Annotated in this window: 15 protein-coding genes; 7 read left to right on the plus strand and 8 right to left on the minus strand. The window is 71.5% G+C overall.

Features of this window, described 5'->3' with window-relative positions; all coding sequences use genetic code 11:
- Positions 1–235: 235 nt before the first annotated feature.
- Complete coding sequence (locus BCD49_RS18475; protein WP_071041725.1) at positions 236–2,455, minus strand: NACHT domain-containing protein; 2,220 nt, start codon at positions 2,453–2,455, stop codon at positions 236–238.
- 1,207 nt (positions 2,456–3,662) lie between these two features.
- Between BCD49_RS18475 and BCD49_RS18485 the strand changes: the two genes are divergently transcribed.
- Positions 3,663–4,733, plus strand: a complete 1,071-nt coding sequence (locus BCD49_RS18485; protein ID WP_083401543.1) for a patatin-like phospholipase family protein — start codon at positions 3,663–3,665, stop codon at positions 4,731–4,733.
- 116 nt (positions 4,734–4,849) lie between these two features.
- Here the strand turns inward: BCD49_RS18485 and BCD49_RS18490 are convergent, their stop codons facing one another.
- Complete coding sequence (locus BCD49_RS18490; protein ID WP_071041727.1) at positions 4,850–7,180, minus strand: WD40 repeat domain-containing serine/threonine protein kinase; 2,331 nt, start codon at positions 7,178–7,180, stop codon at positions 4,850–4,852.
- A gap of 166 nt (positions 7,181–7,346) precedes the next feature.
- Between BCD49_RS18490 and BCD49_RS18495 the strand changes: the two genes are divergently transcribed.
- A complete protein-coding gene (locus BCD49_RS18495; protein WP_007510453.1) occupies positions 7,347–8,243 on the plus strand; it encodes an oxidoreductase in 897 nt (298 codons plus the stop codon).
- A gap of 92 nt (positions 8,244–8,335) precedes the next feature.
- Here BCD49_RS18495 and BCD49_RS18500 read toward each other — a convergent pair whose 3' ends face one another.
- Positions 8,336–9,538, minus strand: coding sequence for a cytochrome P450 (locus BCD49_RS18500; RefSeq protein ID WP_027141309.1), 1,203 nt, complete (start codon positions 9,536–9,538; stop codon positions 8,336–8,338).
- Positions 9,539–9,780: 242 nt separating this feature from the next.
- On the opposite strand from BCD49_RS18500, the gene BCD49_RS18505 reads away from it, so the two are divergent.
- From BCD49_RS18505 to BCD49_RS18520, 4 genes are all read left to right on the plus strand, one after another.
- Positions 9,781–10,389, plus strand: coding sequence for a TetR/AcrR family transcriptional regulator (locus BCD49_RS18505; RefSeq protein ID WP_027141308.1), 609 nt, complete (start codon positions 9,781–9,783; stop codon positions 10,387–10,389).
- A 287-nt stretch (positions 10,390–10,676) separates the two neighbouring features.
- Positions 10,677–11,891, plus strand: a complete 1,215-nt coding sequence (locus tag BCD49_RS18510; protein WP_007510458.1) for an amidohydrolase family protein — start codon at positions 10,677–10,679, stop codon at positions 11,889–11,891.
- Positions 11,892–11,931: 40 nt separating this feature from the next.
- Positions 11,932–12,423 carry a Zn-ribbon domain-containing OB-fold protein gene (locus tag BCD49_RS18515; RefSeq protein ID WP_007510460.1) on the plus strand — a complete coding sequence of 164 codons (492 nt, stop codon included), beginning with the start codon at positions 11,932–11,934 and terminating at the stop codon, positions 12,421–12,423.
- Positions 12,420–13,598 (plus strand): thiolase C-terminal domain-containing protein, encoded by a 1,179-nt coding sequence (locus BCD49_RS18520; protein WP_007510462.1) that lies wholly within the window; start codon positions 12,420–12,422, stop codon positions 13,596–13,598. Before BCD49_RS18515 ends, BCD49_RS18520 begins: the two co-directional genes overlap by 4 nt.
- A gap of 151 nt (positions 13,599–13,749) precedes the next feature.
- On the opposite strand, the gene BCD49_RS18525 is transcribed toward BCD49_RS18520, so the two are convergent.
- From BCD49_RS18525 to BCD49_RS18545, 5 genes are all read right to left on the minus strand, one after another.
- Positions 13,750–14,574, minus strand: coding sequence for an isocitrate lyase/PEP mutase family protein (locus BCD49_RS18525; RefSeq protein WP_007510464.1), 825 nt, complete (start codon positions 14,572–14,574; stop codon positions 13,750–13,752).
- Between the two features lie 72 nt (positions 14,575–14,646).
- A complete protein-coding gene (locus BCD49_RS18530) occupies positions 14,647–15,432 on the minus strand; it encodes an SDR family NAD(P)-dependent oxidoreductase (RefSeq protein ID WP_007510465.1) in 786 nt (261 codons plus the stop codon).
- 143 nt (positions 15,433–15,575) lie between these two features.
- Complete coding sequence (locus BCD49_RS18535; protein ID WP_007510467.1) at positions 15,576–16,211, minus strand: TetR/AcrR family transcriptional regulator; 636 nt, start codon at positions 16,209–16,211, stop codon at positions 15,576–15,578.
- Between the two features lie 171 nt (positions 16,212–16,382).
- Positions 16,383–17,042: a class I SAM-dependent methyltransferase gene (locus BCD49_RS18540; RefSeq protein WP_035931171.1), complete on the minus strand. Its 660-nt coding sequence runs from the start codon at positions 17,040–17,042 to the stop codon at positions 16,383–16,385.
- A gap of 232 nt (positions 17,043–17,274) precedes the next feature.
- Positions 17,275–18,768 carry a DHA2 family efflux MFS transporter permease subunit gene (locus BCD49_RS18545; protein WP_007510471.1) on the minus strand — a complete coding sequence of 498 codons (1,494 nt, stop codon included), beginning with the start codon at positions 18,766–18,768 and terminating at the stop codon, positions 17,275–17,277.
- An 89-nt stretch (positions 18,769–18,857) separates the two neighbouring features.
- Between BCD49_RS18545 and BCD49_RS18550 the strand changes: the two genes are divergently transcribed.
- Positions 18,858–19,472 carry a TetR/AcrR family transcriptional regulator gene (locus BCD49_RS18550; protein WP_071041728.1) on the plus strand — a complete coding sequence of 205 codons (615 nt, stop codon included), beginning with the start codon at positions 18,858–18,860 and terminating at the stop codon, positions 19,470–19,472.
- The last annotated feature ends 146 nt before the right edge of the window (positions 19,473–19,618 follow it).

The raw sequence follows: 19,618 nt of genomic DNA on the forward strand, positions 1-19,618 counted from the left end.
GATGGGCGAGGTTGGCGCACGCCCTGCGCCAACCTCGGGTGGCGCGGACGCGGACGCGGACGCCGCGGCGCGGGGTGGGGGGGGGCGCGCTCGCCGGCGGCTCTGGCGTGGCCCTCCGGTCGCGAGGCCACGCGACCTGGGCGTATGTGTGCGGCGCGGGTGCGGGCGACGGCGGCATGCGCCGGGCGGCCCGGGCGCGCTCGGCCGCCGGCGTGCTCGGCGACCAGCGCGTGGGTCAGTGGTCGGCGCGCTCGGCGAGGTGGCGCTGGAGCTCGGCGTGACGGTACTGGTAATGGGCGCCGGCCTGGCGCAGCACGCCTCGCTGCTCGTGGGCGTCGGTGAGGAATCCCATCAGGTCCCAAGGAAGCTCGCCGCGTATCGCGAGCCAGGCACGCGCGATCGCGAACGTCCCCCAGCAGGCATGGAGGAAGCCGCCGGTGAGCCCTATGGTCAGGGCGCCCGCGAAGGCGGCGCCGAGGCTCACGTTGTAGCCCTCAGGCACATAGGTGCCGAAGACCATGGTGACGCCGAAGATGGTCGTGACGACCGCGAAGGTCTTCCGGTCACGGGCATACAGCGTCCTGGGCCCGGCCGCCAACGTCAGATCCGTGGGTGCCGCGCCGCGCATCCCCGTCGCCAGGCCGGCCGCGACGCCAGCCGTCAGGCCGGCGATGAGGCCGTTGAACAGGCTCGCACCGAGCCCCAGGACGGCGCCCACCCCGACACCCGCCCCGATGGCGAGGCCGCCCACAAGGYCAGCCGAGGACCAGCGCAGCTTCTCGGCGGGCTCATCGGCCCCGCCGACCCCGACCGCGAACCCGGCGCCCAGCGCGATCGCGAGCCCGTCGATGATCGCGGGGAGCACGCCCTGACCGACACCCGCCGTGAGCGCGGTGGCGCACCCTCCCGCCGTTGCACCCAGCGCACCGCCCAGCCGCCCGCCGCTCGCGCCGATCCCAAGGCCGACCGCGAGAGCCCCGGCGGTCGCGCTGAGCAGTCCGGATGCCGTGCCTATGCCGACCATGYTGGCGGCGCCGCCGAGGACTCCGCCGGCCAGGCCGCCCACGACGCCACAGACGAGGCTGCTGGCCAGTGTGCGGTCCTTCCGCAGCGGGATCCGCCCGTTTGGGTGGCTCCCAGCCGCCTCGGAGCGGCGCCGATCGGCGAGAAACCGCACAGGGAGGGCTACGGCCAGCGCCGTGAGCATCCCCACTCCCAGGCCGACGCCGAGCCGAGGGTCGGTGAGGGCGACGAGCCCTGTGGCGAGACCGCAGATGGCACCCACGACAGCCCCGGCCAGCGGCCGCGGCACAGCTCGCCGGATATCCCACCAGTCCAGGTCGGTCACGTTGTCCGCGTTGCGCTTCAGGTGCCTGGCGAGATAGGTCAGCCACCGTTCGGCCTGCTCGGCTGTATAACGCCCGGGGCCGCCTATGCGTCGGGACCATCTGCCGGCCGGCGTCGGGCCCCGCGGGCCCGGCGATGGTGTCGTGCGGCGATAGGCCGCCGGGATGAAGGCGCGGAAGAGATGGTCCTTCACCTTGTCCGGCGTCTGGAAGCGTTCCTCGTCGAGGAGCTCCTCCGGGTCCGGCAGGCCTCCGCGAGGCGCCTCACCCGGACTCCGGCCCACGCCAGTCGGCCGCCCGGCCGCGCCAGCCCCGAGGTTTCCGGAATGGGGGTTGTAGATGGTGCGTGCCAGGCTGACGTACAGCGGGACCCGCAGCACCTGCGCGACCGGCGAACTGCCACCGAGGACGGGAATGATCGGATCCCACCGGTCGTCTCCGGCGTCGTGTTCGAGGTAGTTCCTGACAGCGTCCGGCTCAAGATCGCGCAGGGTGATGCCGAACGCGTTCCGTAGCTTGGGCGCCGCGCGCAGGGCGCTGCGGAATTCCGAGACGCGGCAGGAGACGACGATGCCGTCCTCGGGGGGCAACGCCTCGTTGATCTTCGCGATGGCCTGTGCCTGGACTCGGCCAGGGATCTCGTCGAGGCCGTCGAGGACCGGTACCAGCAGGTTCGCTTCGCGCAGCGCGTCCACCTCGCGGACGCGGTGTGAACGCCGGACGAAGTGCTGGCCCGGCATCGGCCGGCCCAGGCCCGGGTACGCGGCGACCAGCCTGCCGGTCAACCAGGGCCACAGATCCTGAGCCGTCGGGTTCCAGGAGGCCGCCGACACGATCACGGGCACCGCGCCACCGGGCCGGCGCTCCCTGAGCAGGTCGACGACCAGGCGGCCGAGCAGGATCGACTTGCCCGAGCCCGGATCGCCCAGCACCACTAGGCGCCGCGTCGGAAGCGTGTTGAAGATGTCGGCGATCTGGGTGTCGCCGCCGGCGAGCCATGGCGGCGCGACGGCCGCAAGCCGTTCCCCTCGCGCCCCTTCCGTTCGCAGCTGGCGCAGGGCGCTGTCGATGTGCTCCCAGCGCTCCACCAGGTCTGGCGGAGCCTCCATCCAGGAGACGGGAAGAGGTGCGGGATCCCAGATCCGCCGAAGATCTAGTTCCTTCGTCCACTGACCCAGGACCGTCCTGGCGAGTTTGTCCGCGACCTCCCTGGCCTCGGACGACGGYTCGACCCACGGAGGGGAGGGCGTCGGTGGGCCGCCTGGGCGCKGGTCCGGTCCGGGCGTCTGGTCGGGCGTCGCGGGCTTCCAGGTCGGAGCGTGCGTCTCCACCGGAGAGGGCGTGAACAGCACGGGCGAGGACGGCGCCGACACCGGGGACGGCTGAGCGCTCGGGTCGGTCGTGGAGCGTGAGTTCGGCGTCCCGTAGACCGCTGAGGGCGGTGCGTTCGGCTCGGCCGGCGAGGGCGTGGCCGGCGACGGCGTGGACATCGCCTCTGGCGGCGTGGCTGAGGACGGGTGCGCGACTGGGCCGGACGCCAGGTCGGAGTTCGCGGCGCTGGACATTGCAGGGCGCGGTGTACCTGGCCCTGGCGGCGAGGGCGTGGCCGGCGACGAGGTGGACGGTGACGGGGTCGCCGTCGCGCCCGCGGGTGGAGGACCTGGATTCCGCGCGGCTGGTCGGCGTTCGCGGAGGAGAGCCGCGTTGGTCTGGTTCCACCGGTTGGTCCAGTAGGACTCGTCGCCGTCGAGTGCCTTCACGAACTCCAGCACCCGAGCCAAGGGCTCCAGCTTTCCGCTGCCCACGACGCGTCGCATCGAGTCCTTGCTGGTGCCCGACACGGAGCTGGCCATCTGTCGGAAGGGCGGCGACCCGCAAGACTCTCGGAAATTCCACAGTTCCAGGACGAAGTCCTGGAACGGGCCGGGTTTCACCTGGGGAGGCGTCGATTGCCGCCCCGGTCTGCCTGGACTGGGCCGTGCTGACGACGGTGGATTAGTCATCTATTACCTTCAGCCGGCGCAACACCAGCCTCCCCCCGACAGGAGCTGTCAGTTGAACCCAACAACGGTTCAGACCTTAGCGTGTGGTCACTCGGCGGCGGGCCGTACGGGTCGCCGATCCGGCCCAGAAGGGTGCCGGCCGGTCGACTGAGGGACTTGCGGTCGGTTCACGGTGGACGCGGCCGTGTCGGACTCCTAGGCTCGGGCCGCACTTCTTCGTAACTGCTGGCTGGCCCGCCCGCCGGGCGAGACCGCGGCGGGACTCGTCTCGCCTGGGTCAATTGAGGCGGCGCGTGTCAGAAAAGGTCTGAAGATGGCGGCGCGACGTGCCGCGGGGACGGGGACAGGCGTGGGAAATTCCGTAGTGGATGTCCTTCTCGAACGCCGCCGCGCCGGCAGCCGCCCGGGATCGCGGACCGACCCTCATCGTGTCGCGTTGGCGATCGAGGGCGGCGGGATGCGGGGGATCGTCTCCGGCGCGATGATGGTCGCCCTCAACGACATGGGGCTGACGGCCGGCCTCGACGCGGTGTACGCGTTCTCGGCGGGCGCGCTCAATGGTGCCTACTTTGTCACCGGCGCCAGCTGGGAGGCACTTGCCTGCTACTACGACCACCTCATCGAACCCGGCTTCTTTGACCCGCGCCGCGTGCTGCGCCGTGAGCCGGTGATGTCACTGGACTTCGTCATCGACGAAATTATGGAGCGGCGCAACCCGCTCGATTTTCAGGCGGTGCTCGACGCCGGCCTGAAGCTGCACGTGACGGTGTCGTCCATCCCGGACATCAAGGCACGGACTATCAGCGAGTTCGCCTCGAAGGAGGACCTCAAGACCGTCCTCCGGGCAACTGCCTGCCTCCCAGTTGTCGGCGGTCCGCCCGTGCCCTACCACGGCGATCTGCTCCTCGACGGCGGCGTGCTGCTCTCCCATCCCGTCCTGACGGCCATTGAGGATGGCGCGAGCCATATCGTCGTGTTCCGTACCAAGCCGGAGGGCTCCCGCCGGGACGACGTCGGCCCGGTGGAGCAGTATGCGGCCCGCCGGCTGGAGAAGATGCGTTCTGGCCTGGGGAAGGCATTCCTGGAGGCACAGCGCGACCAGGAACGTGTGCAGGCAATCCTCGATCCCGCCACCCCTCCGGCGCCAGGTCAGGCCTACCAACTGCTCGACGTCGTCTGCCCGGCGGGATCACACAAGGTCGGGCGGTTCACCCGCGACCGCGGCATCCTGTTCGATGGCATCCGCGCGGGGTACGGCGCGATGGTCCGGTGCGTTGAGGGCCGCGCCGCGGACGTCTACCTACGTCCGGTGCTACGGGAGCCCCCYTGGCTTCCGGCCCAGCGCCCCGGCGACGAGCCCCGCGCCACGCCGACGACGGTCTGACGCCCTGTGCCGTCAAGTGGTGAAGAAGGCCTTTCCGCACTGCGCCCGGTCAGTAGGAGGAGCGGGGCGGGTTCCGCTCACCTGCGCATGACTGACCGCCGAACAAGTCTTCGCAGTCAGCTGAGTTTCCACAGCTGCACTACGTTGTCGTAGCTGGCGGCCGCCAGGATGCGGCGGTCAGGCGAGAAGACGACGGTGGAAAGCCTGGTGATGGGAGAGCCGGCCAGCGACAACTCGATGGGCCTGGGGCTCGCCGGGTTCGAGATGTCCCACAGGTGCCCGCCGCTTCCGACCGTGGCGGCGGCGAGAGCGTGGCCGTCGGGAGAGAACGCCACCGACGTGACGCTGRCGCCTGGGATGGTCAGCGGCTGGCCGAGCTGGGTGGGGTGCGCCGGGTCGGAGACGTTCCACGACCGGACGGCGCCGTCGCCCCAGCCGACGGCGAGCGTGTGGCTGTCCGGGGAGAACGCCGCCGCTCGCGCCCCGCCGGCGCCGCTCGCGGCCACCTCGCCGAGATGGGTGGGGTTCGCCGGATTGGAGACATCCCATAGCTGGGCCGTGATGGCGATCGCGGCGGCGAGCGTGCGGCCATCCGGGGAGAAGACGACCGACTCCACGTCGGCCTTGATGTTGGTCGGGAGCTGCTGGAGCGGCCTGGGGCTCGCCGGGTTCGACACGTCCCACAGCCGCACGGTGGAGTCGTCGCTGCCGGCGGCGAGGGTGTGACCGTCCGGCGAGAAGGCCACCGACCACACCGAGCCGGCGTTGCCCGTCGGGAGCTGGCCGAGCGGTCTGGGGCTCGCCGGGTTCGACACGTCCCACAGCCGTACGGTGCCCGCACCGCTCAGCGAGTGGAACCGGTCGCCACCGCCGGCGGCGAGTGTGTGGCCGTCCGGGGAGAACGCCACGGACGACACCACGGTGCCGGGCGGCCCGGTCAGGGGCTGGCCGAGAGGGCTGCGGCGGGTCGGGTTCGAGACATCCCACAGCCGCACGGTGGCGTCGTCGCTGCCGACCGCCAGGGTGCGGCTGTCCGGGGAGAACACCGCCGAGGTCACCGAGTCGGTGGGTCCGGTCAGGGGCTGGCCGAGGGGCGTGGCTGTCGTGATCGCGGGCTCAGGTGAGGGCGAGGGCAAGGCCGTGCCCGAAGGGCTGGCACCGGTGCCTGTGGCCGTCGGGATCGAGGTCGCCCGCGAATGGGCCGCGGGCGTCGGGTCGTCCTCGCCGCCGCCGGTTCCGCCGCCGCTGGTCAGGACGACCGAGGTGATCACGACGGCGATCACGACGGCGAGCGCCGTGGCGAGCGTCGTGATGAGCCCGCGGCGGCGGTGCGTTGGCCGGCTGGAGGGTGGAGGAGCCGGCGGCGGGAACCGGTTGTCCACGGCCTGGTCGRCTCCGCCGACAACGACGACCGGCTCGGTCGTGCTGGCAACCCGGCCGGCTCCGCCGCCGGTCGGCCCGGCCTGCGGCGCATCGGCCTCGATGGTCGCGCCGGGACTCGGGCCCTGCCCGGTGGTGCCGGGGCCAGAGCCCTGCTCCGGAGGCGCTGTCTGCGTCGTAGCGGCGTGGAGGTCGTGGATCGCCTCGACGAGCTGCGCGGCGGTGGGCCGGTCCGCGGGGTCCTTCAGCAGGGCGCGAGCGGCGAGCGGACGCAGCGACTCGGGAAGACCGGCGAGGTCGGGCGTCTCCTCCACGACCTGGCGCATGATCGTGTGAATCGTGTCGCCGACGAACGGGGCGTGGCCGGTCGCGGCGAAGACCAGGACGGCGCCCCAGGCGTGGACGTCGGCCGCCGCCGTGACCTCCTGGGCGAGGACCTGCTCCGGTGCCATGAACGCCGGAGTGCCGATCGTGCCCTCGGTGGCCATCGTCGTGGCGTCAAGCGCGCGGGCGATACCAAAATCGATCACTCGGGCGCCGAAGGGCGACAACAGGATGTTCGCCGGCTTGAGGTCCCGGTGGATCACCCCGACCGCGTGGATCGCCCGCAGCGCCCCCGCGATCGCCCCCGCCAGCCACTCCAGGTTCGTCGCGGGAAGCGGCCCGTCGTCACGAACCTGGGCTGCCAGCGTCGGCCCCTGGATGTAGGAGGTGACGAGGTAGGGCCGGCTACCGGCCGTATCCACGTCCATCACCGCGGCCGTGAACGCATGGTGGACCTTCTGCGCTGCCCGGGCCTCCCGCTCGAAGCGGGCACGGAACGCGGGAACCTGCGCCAGGTCCCCGCGGATCACCTTGATCGCGACGAGCGGGCCGCCGCCGTTCGGGCCGCCGCCGTTCGGGTCGGCGTCGTCGCGGTGCCCCAGGTAGACGCTGCCCATGCCGCCGTGGCCCAGCCGTCCAAGCAGTACGTAGGGCCCGATCCGGCGAGGGTCGAAGTCGTCGAGCGGCGCCACTCCTGCCGGCACCTCGACCACGCCACCCCCAGTGAGGATCACCGTGCCCATTGCCCCGACCCGTCGGCAGCCGTGGGATTCGCCCAGCTTCGGTTATATCGCAGCCCGATGGATCTTCGGGCGGGGCGGAACCGCCGGGACACCGTCACCTGGCTCGAGACGGCCTTCCTCGTGGCCGGGTTCGACCGGCCCCGCGGCGATCGACTATCCAGAAAGGATGACAACGTCCGTGAATCCAACCGTCGCGGTTGTGGGTCCGGGGGCGATCGGCACCACGGTCGCGGCGGCGCTGCACAAGGCCGGCCGCACCCCGCTGCTATGTGGCCGCACGGCTCGTGAGCGCCTGGTGCTGCAGGATGCCGAAGGTCTCGTCGTCGTGCCGGGTCCTGTGCGGATCGATCCAGCGCAGATCGAAGAGGCGGTCGACCTTGTCTTCCTCGCCGTCAAGTCGACACAGGTCGACGCGGCGGCGCCGTGGTTGGCGGCGTTGTGCCATCCGGGCACCATTGTCTGCGTTCTGCAGAACGGCGTCGAGCAGGAGTCGACCGTCGCGCCCCACGTCCCCGACTGCCCAGTACTGCCCGCTGTCGTGTGGTTCCCGGCCCAGGTCCGGCCCGACGGTTCGGTGTGGCTGCGCGGCGAAGCCCGCCTGACCGTGCCGGACAGACCGGCGGCCCGCGTGGTGCTTGAGGCACTGCGCGGCACTCAGTGCTCGGTCCACCTGGCCGTGGACTTCACGTCCGTGGCGTGGCGCAAGTTGCTTCAGAACGCGGTCGCCGGGCTGATGGCCCTCAGCGGCCGCCGTTCCGGCATGTTTGGCCGCGCTGACATCGCCCAGTTGTCCCTGGACTACCTACGGGAGTGTCTCGAGGTCGCCCGAGCCGAAGGCGCGGTCCTGGGCGACGAGGTGCCGCAGGAGATCGTCGACAGTTTCCAGGCCAACCCGGCCGACCTGGGAAGCTCCATCCTCGCCGACCGTGAAGCCGACCGGCCGCTCGAATGGAACACCCGCAACGGTGTCATCCTGCGACGTGGCCGGGCACATGGCATCCCGACGCCCGTCAGCAATGTGGTGGTGCCGCTGTTGGCGTCCGCGAGYGACGGACCCGGCTGATTCCTGACGCCGACACCGGAGACGCAGCCACGTTTCTGGCCCATCGAGGACGTCTCTGGGTCAGGTTCGGGTCCCGGGCTCGCCCTGCCTCGTCACGCGGTGATGGTCACCGGGAGGATCTCGTAGCCGCGCAGGACGAGGCGGTCTCGGCGGGTGGGCGTTCCAGCGGGCGCCAGGTCGGGAAAGCGGTCGAGTAGCCGGGGGAATGCCGTTCCTGCCTCGAGCCGGGCCAGGCTGTTGCCAAGGCAGACGTGCGCGCCGGCGCCGAAGGCGAGCGGCGCACTGCCGGGGCGGATGGGGTCGAAGCTGGCGGGGTCGTGATAGCGGTCGGGATCCCGGTTGGCCGATCCGATCAGCAGGAGGAGCTGGCCACCCTTCGGGACCGGTGTCCCGTCCACGGTCAGGCCATCCGCGCGTGCCACCCGCATGGTCGCCTGGACCGGTGAGTCGTAGCGCAGAACCTCCTCGACGAATCCCGCGGTCGGGACGTCCCCGGAACGCAGCCGCGCGGCCAACCCGGGCCGTTCGAAGAGGATCGCGAGGCCGTTGCCGAGCAGGTTCGTGGTCGTCTCGAATCCCGCGACCAGGAGGACGACCAGGTTGGCGACCAGTTCGACGTCGGAAAGCCGGCCATCGTCGGCGTCGCGGGCGGCGACCAGGGCACTGACGAGGTTGTCGCCCGGGTCGGCGCGGCTCTCGGTGATCAGCTCCCGGAAGTAGCGGGACAACTCCCGTGCCGCCGCGCCGGCCGGGTCCAGGACGGCGGGGTCGGCCGTGAGCTCCAGGGCGACGGTCAGGTCCGCGGCCAGCGCCCGGAACCGGTGGCGGTCGGAGGACGGTACGCCGAGCAGCTCGCAGATCACCGAGACCGGGAGCTGGAACGCGAACTCCTCCATGAAGTCGAAGGGTGCGCCCGCGGCGCCCGCGCCCGACAGCCCGTCCAGGAGCAGGTCGACCGCGTTCTCGATCGCCGGCCGCAGGGCCGCGACCCGGCGCGGGGTGAACACCGAGGAGATCAGGGATCGCATCCGGCCGTGCTCGGGCGGGTTGGCTCGCAGGATCGACCGGTTCAAAGCCGCCAATGCGTCGTGCTCGGTCGAGCCGTCGTCGGGCTCGGCGATCCCGAAACGGGAATCGCGCAGTACGCGGTTGACCTCGGCGTAGCTGGAAACCAGATACCAGCCGTCGGCGATGACCGAGACCGGGCCGAGTTCGAGCGCTCGCTCGTAGAGCGGGAACGGGTTGGCGCGCCCCTCCTGGGTCGTCAGAGCCTCGACGATCGCAGCCGCGTCCATCAGTTCGGGCGCGAGCCGTGCGATCACGGCGTCGGCATGCGTGTCGAGGTGGGCCTCGGCGATGGTCGCGAGGTCGTGCTCGTCTCGGGCCGTGATGAGTTGGTGGCAGTTCTCGCAGAGCTGGCTGAGGGGCATGGTTCCTCATAACTTGAACATGCTTGTACGAGTTATTCGGCACGCTACCGTGAACTCGAACCCATGAGTACGGGTTATCGATGATCGTCTGGGAGGGTCGGGCAACGGTGAGCGGTAGCGGCTCGACCGGGCAGCGGGCCCAGCGGGCCGATGCGCGCCGCAACGTGGAGGCGATCCTGGATGCGGCCACGCGTAGCCTGCGGCGCGACCCGGACGTGAGCATCGCGGACATCGCGGCCGAGGCCGGCGTCGGCCGCATCACGCTCTACGGCCACTTCAAGACCCGGGCCGACCTGGTCGAAGCCGTTCTCGCCCGCACGATCGGCCACGCAAACGCCGTGTTCGACGGCCTCGATCTCTCCGGTGACCCGGTCGGGGCGTTGGCGACGCTCGTGACCTCCTCGTGGCGGACCATCGAGCAGCACCGTGGCGTGCTGGGCGCCGCGTCGCGTGAGCTGGCGCACGAGCGCATCCGCGACGTGCACGACGGCATCCTCGGGCGTGTCGGCCAACTTGTGGAGCGCGGTCAGGCGGAGGGCGTCTTCCGCGACGACCTGCCCGGCTCGTGGCTCGTCACCGTGATGCTCACGCTCATGCACGCCGCCGCGGAGGACGTGGACGCCAACCGGTTGGCCGCCGCTGACGCCGGCCCCTACCTGGTCCGCACGCTTGTCGCGGCTTTCGCGCCCCCCGGCTCGACAGTCCCGTTCGGATAGTGGCTCGGAACGAGGGCTTGTCCGGCAGGTCGTCATCGCGAAACCACAGGCCAACGGCCCGAAGCCGAGTTCTGGCGCTCCGGGGACGAACCGGCCTGGCTTGGCCTTGAAGGCGAGATGAGTACATGCTTACTCTCATGGACCGGCGCGGCGTCCCGTGGTTGTGGTCGCGAGCAGGCTGATCATGATCTACCGGGGCGACCGTGCCCCTGAGCATCACCACCAGCATCGCGCTGTTCGGCCGCTGTGAGCCCGGCTCATCGGCCCACGGAGTCGGGAGGATCCCTGTGAGTACCGAAACCGTCGTCGCCCGTCCGGACCTCGGCTACCAGCTGATCGACGCCGACCATCACTATTACGAGCCGTACGACTGCTTCAGCCGCTTCATCGAGCCGTCGTTCGCTGACCGGGTCATCAACGTGCGCGTCGACCAGAAGGGCCGCGGCAAGCTCTACTTCGGCGACCGGCAGTTCCGGTACATGCGGGTGATCCAGACGGACTACATCGGCGCGCCCGGTTCCCTGCGGACGATGCTCGACAACCCGGACAGCACCGACGGCTTCGTCCACCGCGAACTCATCCGGGGCTGGGACTACCCGGACATGATGCAGCGCGCCCCCCGGCTGGCGAAGATGGACGCCGAGCGGGTGCAGGCCGGGYTGATGCTCGGCACCGCGATGCTGCAGGCCGAGAACGAGCTGCACGACGACATTCCCGCCCTGTACGCGAACATCCGGTCCTACAACCGGTGGCTCGACGAGGAGTGGGGTTTCAACCGGGACAACCGGATCATCACCGCCCCGATGATCTCGCTGACGGACGCCGAGCTGGCCATCGCCGAGATCGACCGGGTCGTCGCGGCCGGCGCGCGCGCCGTCGTCATGAAGCCCGGCCCGCTCTGGGGCCGCTCGCCGGTCGACCCCGTCTACGACGGCTTCTGGTCGCGGCTGCAGGACGCGAACGTGAAGCTCGTGTTCCACAGCACCGACCCGCGCTACCTGGCCACCCTCGGCGTCCAGTTCGGTGAGGCGGCGACACCCCCGCTRCAGGGCCAGACCCCGTTCCAGTGGTACCTCACCGCAGGCAAGCCGGTGGCCGACACACTCGCCTCCTACGTCCTCAACAACCTGTTCGGCCGGTTCCCCGGGCTGACCGTCGTCGCGCTCGAGTGCGGCATCAACTGGGTCGTCCCGCTCCTGCACGACGTCGACCATGCGGCGCACATGGGCCGCAAGGGCTACTGGCCCGGCGGCGAGGTGATCGGGCGGCCGAGCGAGGTTCTCATGGAGCACCTCTACGTCTCGCCGTTCTACGAGGAGGACGTCGTCGGGCTGGTGCGGGCGATCGGTCCGGAGCGGGTGCTGTTCGGCTCGGACTACCCGCACCCGGAGGGCGTCGCGCACGCGATCGAGTGGGTGGACAAGCTCGACGGCCTCGACGACCGCGAGGTGCGCATGATCATGCGTGGCAACGCGGCGCGCCTGCTCGGCCTCGTGGACTGACGTCACAGGCATCAGAAAGAGACTGGGAGCGGACGTACAGGTGAGTGATGCCGTCAACCGTCCAGCCGGCATGCCCGATCCCGTCGTGGCACCGATCAACGAGGGGATGTGGCGCGCGGCCGCGGCCGGGCGCCTTGACGTGCAGCGGTGCGCATCCTGCGGCGCGCACCGCTATCCGCCCACCGACGGCTGCTACCGCTGCGGCTCGGTGGAGTGGGGCTGGTCGACGTTGCCTGGCACCGGCACCGTCTACTCCTACATCTGGGTGCCCGACCGAACCCGGCCTGGCACCCCGGAGAAACCGGCGGTCTACAACGTCGCCGTCGTCACCCTCGAGGGCACCGAGGGAGACCCCGTGCGCATCCTCAGCAACGTGATCGACGCCTGGAGCCCGGACGACCTGCGCGTCGGCGACCGGGTCGCGCTCGCGCCGGTCGCCTTCGGCGACAAGGGCGGAGGCGGAGGCGGGGACGGGGCGCGAGACGGAGGCGGGGACGAGCTGGCCCTGCCCTGTTTCCGGAGGCTGTCATGAGCGAGTTCCGCCGGGACGCGGCGTGCGTCGTGGGGATCGGGCACTCGGCCTACGGCACCCGAGGCTCGCTCGCGCCGCTGGGCCTGGGCCGCATCGCGCTCGACGCGGTCCTCGACGCCTGCGCCGACGCCGGGCTCGACGCCCCTGACATCGACGGCTTCGCGGGCTACTGCGACGATCCGACCTTGCCGGCCGACCTCGCCGTCGCGCTCGGTACCAAGGAGTTCCGGTACTCGGGGCTGGTCTGGGGCGGGCGTGGATCGGGCGTGCCGGGCGCGGTGGCCAACGCCTACGCCGCCGTCGCGACCGGCCTGGCCGACTACGTCGTGGTGGTGCGTTCGCTCATCCAGCAGGCGCGCCTCGGCCGGTCGGTGGCCGCCGGCGTGCAGCCGGGGCAGGCGATCCCGCTCGCGGCGTCGTACACCGCGCCGTTCGGGATGGCGCTCCCGGCGGCCATCTACGCGATGAAGGCGCGCCGGCACATGGCGCTCTACGGCACCACCACCGACCAGTTCGCCGAGGTCACGATCAACGCGCGGCGCAACGCCGTGCACAACCCCGACGCGCGGTTCCGCGAGGAGATCACCGTCGAGGAGCATCACGCCTCCCGACTGGTCTGCGACCCGCTCCGGCTGTTGGACTGCTGCATGGAGTCCGACGGCGCCGCCGCGCTCATCGTCACCACCCCCGAACGCGCCCGGGACCTGCGCCACCCGCCGGTGAGCATTCGCGCCGTCGCGACGACGGGCGAGTACAAGTGGGCCACCGCGTCGTTCAACACCATCGACGAGGACTACGTCAGCACCGGCCACCGCCGCGCCGCCCGCGACCTCTATGCGCGCGCCGGCCTGGGACCCGACGACGTCGACGTCGCGCTGTTCTACGACGGGTTCACCCCGTCGGTCATCATGAGCCTCGAAGACTGGGGCTTCTGCGACATCGGCGAGGGCGGCCCGTTCGTCGCCGACGGCGGCATCCGCCGGGAGGGCCGCCTGCCGGTCAACACCCACGGGGGAAACCTCGCCGAGGTCTACCTGCAGGGCATCACCCATCTGCTCGAGGGCGTCCGGCAGCTGCGCGGCACGGCCGTCAACCAGATCGCCGACGCCAGCATCGCGCTCTACGCGTCGGGCGTGGGCGCCTCCCCGGGTGGGGGAGTGCTGCTGTCCCGGTAGCCGCCTTTCCMGGATCGTCGACCCGGCCAGGCAGCGACACGGGCATGCGAGCCACGATGCGTACCCGCCCCCATCAGGTCCACGTTCCTGCCCGAATTCGGGCAGGAACAACATGCTCGCCTGCGGACCGCGCGACCAGGTCGTCCTCCGCTCAGGCCCTGGTCTGGGCGAGTAGGCGTGACATCTGGCGGAAGCTCATGCCGGTGGTGGCCGAGGCGAGGTCGCCGGCCGCGAGCGCGGTGACCGACTGCTGGAGCGCGGCCATGGCATGGGCGTAGAGGGCCCCGCCGAGACTGATCCGCCGCACGCCGGCCTGCTGGAGCTCGGCGACGGTCAGGGTCCTGTCCGCGGGGGAGACGACGACGTTGACCGGCCTGGGCGCGACGGCTGTGACGATGGCGGTGACGGCGGCGAGGTCCGGCGGGTACGGCGCGTAGAGGACGTCGGCGCCGGCCTCCGCGAAGGCGGTGAGGCGGCGGATGGTGTCGTCGAGGTCGGGCCGGCCCTTGAGGTAGTTGTCGGTCCGGCCGGTGATGACGATGCGGCCCTTGGACGCGGCGACGGCGTGGCGAACTCGGTCGACGGCCTGGTCGAAGGGACGGATGGGCTGTTCCGGGTCGCCTGAGGTGTCCTCGATGCCGATTCCGGCGATCCCGGCGTCGATCGCGGCCTCGACGGTCGCGGCGACGTCGGACGGCGTCTGGCCGTAGCCGTCCTCGAAGTCGCCGTTGATGGGCAGCCCGGTGAGCCGGGCGAGCAGGGCCGCGTGGTCGAGGTGCTCCTGGCGGCTGACGGCGTGCCGGCCGTCGAGGCGGCCCAGGGTGGCCGCGAGCGCGACTGATGACGTCCCGATGGCCTCGAAACCGGCGTCGGCCAGCAGGAGGGCGGACAGCCCGTCCCAGGCGTTGGGCATGACGAGCCCGCCGGGGCGGGTGTGCAGGGCCAGGAAGCGCTCGTAGATCTCGGAGCCGGGCATGGCAACGGCCTTTCGGGATGTGGAACTCGGTCAGATCAGATCAGCTCGAGCATGAGTGAGTTTGCCTGTACGTCAGTGGTCGCCTGGGCGGACCGACCGTTCGGCGATCCGGACCACGGCGGGCCGGGGCAGCGTCCGGGGCAGCCCCGCGACGAGTTTGTTCATGGTGCCGTCGACGACGGACGGGCGGCCCCTCTCGAGACCACGCAGGGCGGTGGCCACGACCTGCGCGGGAGTACGGCGCCGGCCGACCGACGCCTCCTCGGCGCCGACCACGTCGAAGAACGGGGTGTCGGTGGCGCCGGGGGACACCGCCAGCACGCGGACGCCGGCCGGCCTGGCCTCCGCCCACAGGGCTTCGGTGAAGGAGAGGACGAACGCCTTGGACGCACCGTAGACGGCCATGTGGGCCATCGGCTGGAACGCGGCGGTGCTCGCGACGTTGATGATGATGCCGTCGCCGCGCGCGGTCATCGCGGGCAGGAACCGGGCCGTCATCTCCACCACGGCGATGCAGTTGAGCCGTATCTGCGCGGTCAGGCGGGCCGGGTCGGCCGTCGCGACGTCTCCGTGGGTGGCGAAGCCCGCGTTGTTGACGAGGACGTGGACCGGCCGGTCGACGGCATCCAGCCGCCTGGCGATCTCGTCGACGGCGCCGGGCTGTTCGAGGTCGATGGCGATCACCTCGGTGTGCACCCCGTGGCGTCGCGTGATCTCAGCCGCGTTCGCCCGGAGCTTGTCCTCGCTGCGGGCTACCAGCACGATGTCGGCGCCACGGGAGGCGAGCTCGTGCGCGAAGGCGACGCCGATGCCGGTCGACCCGCCGGTCACCAGGGCAGTCTGTCCGTGAAGATCCATGATGTCGCTCCATACCATCTAGTCGGTTTGTTTTGGAGGCATGCCCGTGCCGGGTGGTCCGCGCGCGGGCATGTCGGTCCGACCGGCCCGCCCCGCGGGTGGGTGCCCTGCCGGTTGGTCCGGGAATCTGGCTGTCGATGCCGTCAGGCGGAGTTACCCGGGCCGTCCTGGCCCGGGCCGCGCAGTGCCAGCTCGACGAGTCTGTTCAGGGTGCGCGCGCGGTCGGGAAACCGGGAGGTCGCCAGGGGGCCGTCGAGGATGTCCGACATCGCCTTCAGGCCGTCGAACGCCGCGACCAGCACGACGGCGACGTCGTCGGGACGGAGGTCGGCTCGCAGGTCGCCGTCGGCCTGGCCGCGGCGCACGATGTCCGCGACCATCTCCACCCACTCGGCCATCGGCTCGCCGACGGTGTCAGCGAGGGCGGACTCGGTCGCCAGCTCCCTCGTCAGCCTGGTCACGCTCCACGCCCCGGGCTCGCTGGCGATCAGATCCAGCATCGCCGGCAACAGGGCGCCCAGCTGGTCGACGGCGCGGGGCTGGTCCGCCAGCCGGGTGGTGACCCACTCCAGCCAGCGGGTCTTCTGATCCGTCAGCACGGCGAGCGCGAGGTCCGCCTTGGAACGGAAGTAGAAGTAGAAGGCGCCCTTGGTCAGGCCGGATGCCCCGATCAGGTCCGCCATCGTCGTGCCCACGTAGCCACGCTCCGCGAACACCCGCGCCGCGGTCGTGAGCAGGAAGGCGCGGGTGGCCTCCCCCTTCGCGGTCGCGGGCACCATCGCTGCTGTCTCACCTGGCATGTACCTAGAATAAACCAACCGGACGGTATGTCAACTCTGCCCTCGAAAGTCCCGCCAACCGCGCGGCTCGCCGGTGGAGGTCGCCGACGGCGCGGTTCTTCGTCGCGTCGCGGAGGGCGGCGGGGGACCGGTGAGCTACGCCCGTTGGCTCTACGCCCCGTCCCCTGACGTGGGCTTGTGCAGGAGCAGGAAGGCCTGCTGGAAGCGGTCGGTGTCGCCAGGCGTGCGGACGAGGCGGGCGGTCTCGGCGAGGCCGGTGCCGCGGAGCAGGGCCGCGGCGGTGTCGGTGGGCCACCGGTAAGCGGTGGTGACCTTGTGGTCGAACGGCTGGGGCGGGCCGTCGGGCTGGTCGGTGGTCTGGAAGGCCAGGAGAAGCTGTCCGCCAGGAGTCAGGAGGCGGTGGAACTCGGCAATGGTGCCGGGTAGCTCGGCCGGCGGGATGTGGATGATCGAGTACCAGGCGACGATGCCGCTGAGCGCGCCGTCGGCCAGGTCGAGGCCGGTCATCGTGGCGACGTCGAACCGCAACCGCGGATACGCCTGGCGGGCAAGGGCGATCATCGCGGGGGACAGGTCGGCGCCGAACGCGTCGAGGCCAAGCGTGTGCAGCATCGCCGTCAGGTGGCCGGGGCCGCAGCCGAGGTCCGCCACCGGGCCGGGCGGCGCGGTGCGCACGAGCTCGGCGAAGCCGGTCAGCAGTCCGCGGTCGAGCGGTCTGCCCGCCAGCGGGTCGGCGAACAGCGCGGCGTACTGGCTGGCGACGGCGTCGTAGGCGGCTCGGGTGGCGTCGAGGTACGCCGGCTGCGTCATGGCGGAAACGTAGCCGTCCACCTTCCCGGGCCGGGCATCTGGGTCGAACGCCCGGGCGAATGGCGGTCCGTCGTAGCACCGGGGCGGCCGCGGCGATGACGGCCCGATGCGGGCTGAAGGTGGACTGCCCTCAGGGCCGGCCTCTGGCCGCTGAGCACCCGCGCACGGGACGCGGCGCCGGCGTGGTCGGTACCGACCACGCCGGCGCCACGCCGGCGATCGACGTCGCTCGTCATCCCTCGACGGCCGCCGTCGGCGCGGCCGCGGCGGTCTCAGCCGGAGCCGCCATCGCCGCGGCCGGACCGGCTGGGCGCGGGTTCGGGGCGCGCAGCGCGACGACGGTGGCCGCGAGCAGGAACGCCGCTGCCACGAGCAGCGCGCTCTGGAAGCCCTCGGTCAGGGCCACCCCGTCCGTCGCGCCGGCCGCGGTCATGTCCTGGGTGCGGGACGCCGCGACCGCACTGAGGATCGCGACGCCGAGCGCCCCGCCCAGCCAGGTGGAGGCGTTGATCAACGCAGCCGCGAGCCCGGCGGTCTCCGCCGGCACGCCGGTCTGCGCCGCGGTCGTGACACCGACGAAGACCAGGCCGAGCCCGACGGCCAGGACGAGCATCGGTCCGAGGACGTCGGAGAGGAAGGACCCGTCGGCGGGGATCCGGGACAGCCAGAACATCCCGCCCGCGCCCAGGAGAGAGCCGGCCACGATCACCGGCCGGGTGCCCAGCCGCGCGATCAGCTGCGCGCCCACCCCGGCCGCGATGGCGACGCCGATGGTCGTCGGGAGGTACGCCGCCCCCGCCTCGATCGCGGAGAACCCGAGCACGTTCTGCAGGTAGAGGGTGACGAAGAAGAACATCGCGTAGAAGCCGGCCATGGCCAGGACCTGGGTGATGTCGGCCGCGCCGAGGCCCCGGACACGGAAGATCGAGAAGGGAACGAGGGGGTTGCGGTGGCGCAGCTCGTTCCCGGCGAACGCGAGGATCAGGACGGCCGCTCCGACGAACCCGGCGATCGTGCGCCCCGCGCCCCAGCCGCGCCCGGGCGCTTCGACGATCGTGTAGACGAGGAGAAGCATGCCTGCGGTGACGATCAGGGCGCCGAGCACGTCGAAGTTCGCCAGCCGCGCGCGGTCGGCGTCGCGCGGGATGAGACGGAGTGTCGCGGCCACCACGGCCAGGCAGACGGGCAGGTTGACGAAGAAGACCCAGCGCCAGCCGGGCCCGGACGAGATGACTCCGCCGAGGAACACGCCGACGGCGGAGGCCAGGCCGGCCAGGGCACCCCATACGCCGAGCGCCTTGGCCCGGTCCTCGGGGGAGCTGAACGTGGTCGTCAGAAGCGAGAGCGCCGCCGGGAGCATCATCGCCGCGCCGATCCCCTGCGCGAGCCGGAACACCACGAGCGCGGTGTCGTCCCGCGCGAGGCCCGCGCCGGCCGACGACGCGAGGAACAACACCGTGCCGGCGAGCAGGATCCGGCGGCGCCCGAGCAGGTCGGCCGCGCGTCCGCCGAGCAGCATCAGCCCGCCGTACGTGAGCAGGTAGCCGCCGAGCACCCACTGCAGGTTCTGGACGGTGAAGCCCAGGTCGTCGCGGATCGACGGGAGGGCCACGTTGACGATCGACGCGTCGACGAAGTCAAGGAATCCGACCGCGCAGAGCAGGGTCAGGATCCGCTTGCCGCGCCGCGTCGCGAGCACCGACTGCTTCGGGACGGGGACTGTCATCGATGATCTCCAGGAGGGGGTCTTAGTAAGTTAACTAACTAAGAGGACTCTAACTGGGTCGGCGGGGCGCGGATAGACTCATAAGTGAGATGACTGACTCAGAGCTGGTAGCGGCCAGGCCACGGGCGGCCGTTGCCGGGAAGCGCGAACGGCTGGTCGCGAGCGCGACCGACCTCGTGCACCGCCACGGCRTCCAGGCAACGACCCTGGCGCTGGTGGCGAAGGCCGCCGACGTGCCGCTCGGCAACGTGTACTACTACTTCAAGACCCGCGACGACCTCATCCGCGCCGTCGTCGACGGGCACGCGCAGCGCATCGACGAGCTGCTCGCCATCCTCGGCAGGGGGACGACACCCAGGGACCGCCTGGCGGGGCTCGCGCGGAACTGGGCCGACGCGGCCGACCTCCTGGCCGAGAGCGGCTGCCCGATCGGTGGGCTCTCGGCGGACCTCGCCAGGCTCGACGGTGGCCTGCACGAATGCGCCGGCCTGCTGCCGCGTGCCGTCCTGGACTGGGCCACCCGGCAGTTCCGCGAGCTCGGCGTGCCTGACGCGCCAGCCGAGGCGGCGTCGCTGCTGGCCAGGGTGCTGGGCGCGGCCCTCCTCACCAACGCCTTCCACGACCCGGCTCTGATGTCCCAGGAGATGCGCCGGATCGAGCGGACGATCGACGATCTGGCCGCCGGCGCGGCTGGGGCGCGCTAGAACCGGCCGGTGCGAGCAGGCAGCGGGTTCATCACCGCGGTGCCGCATCACCGCAGTGCCATCACACCGCGTCTCCGCAGCGTCGCCGCGTCCCGGAGTCGCGGAGTCCGTGAACGGCGCCTCGGGCCGATGTCCGAGCAGGACCG

The organism is Pseudofrankia sp. EUN1h (assembly GCF_001854645.1).
GTDB lineage: Bacteria > Actinomycetota > Actinomycetes > Frankiales > Frankiaceae > Pseudofrankia > Pseudofrankia saprophytica.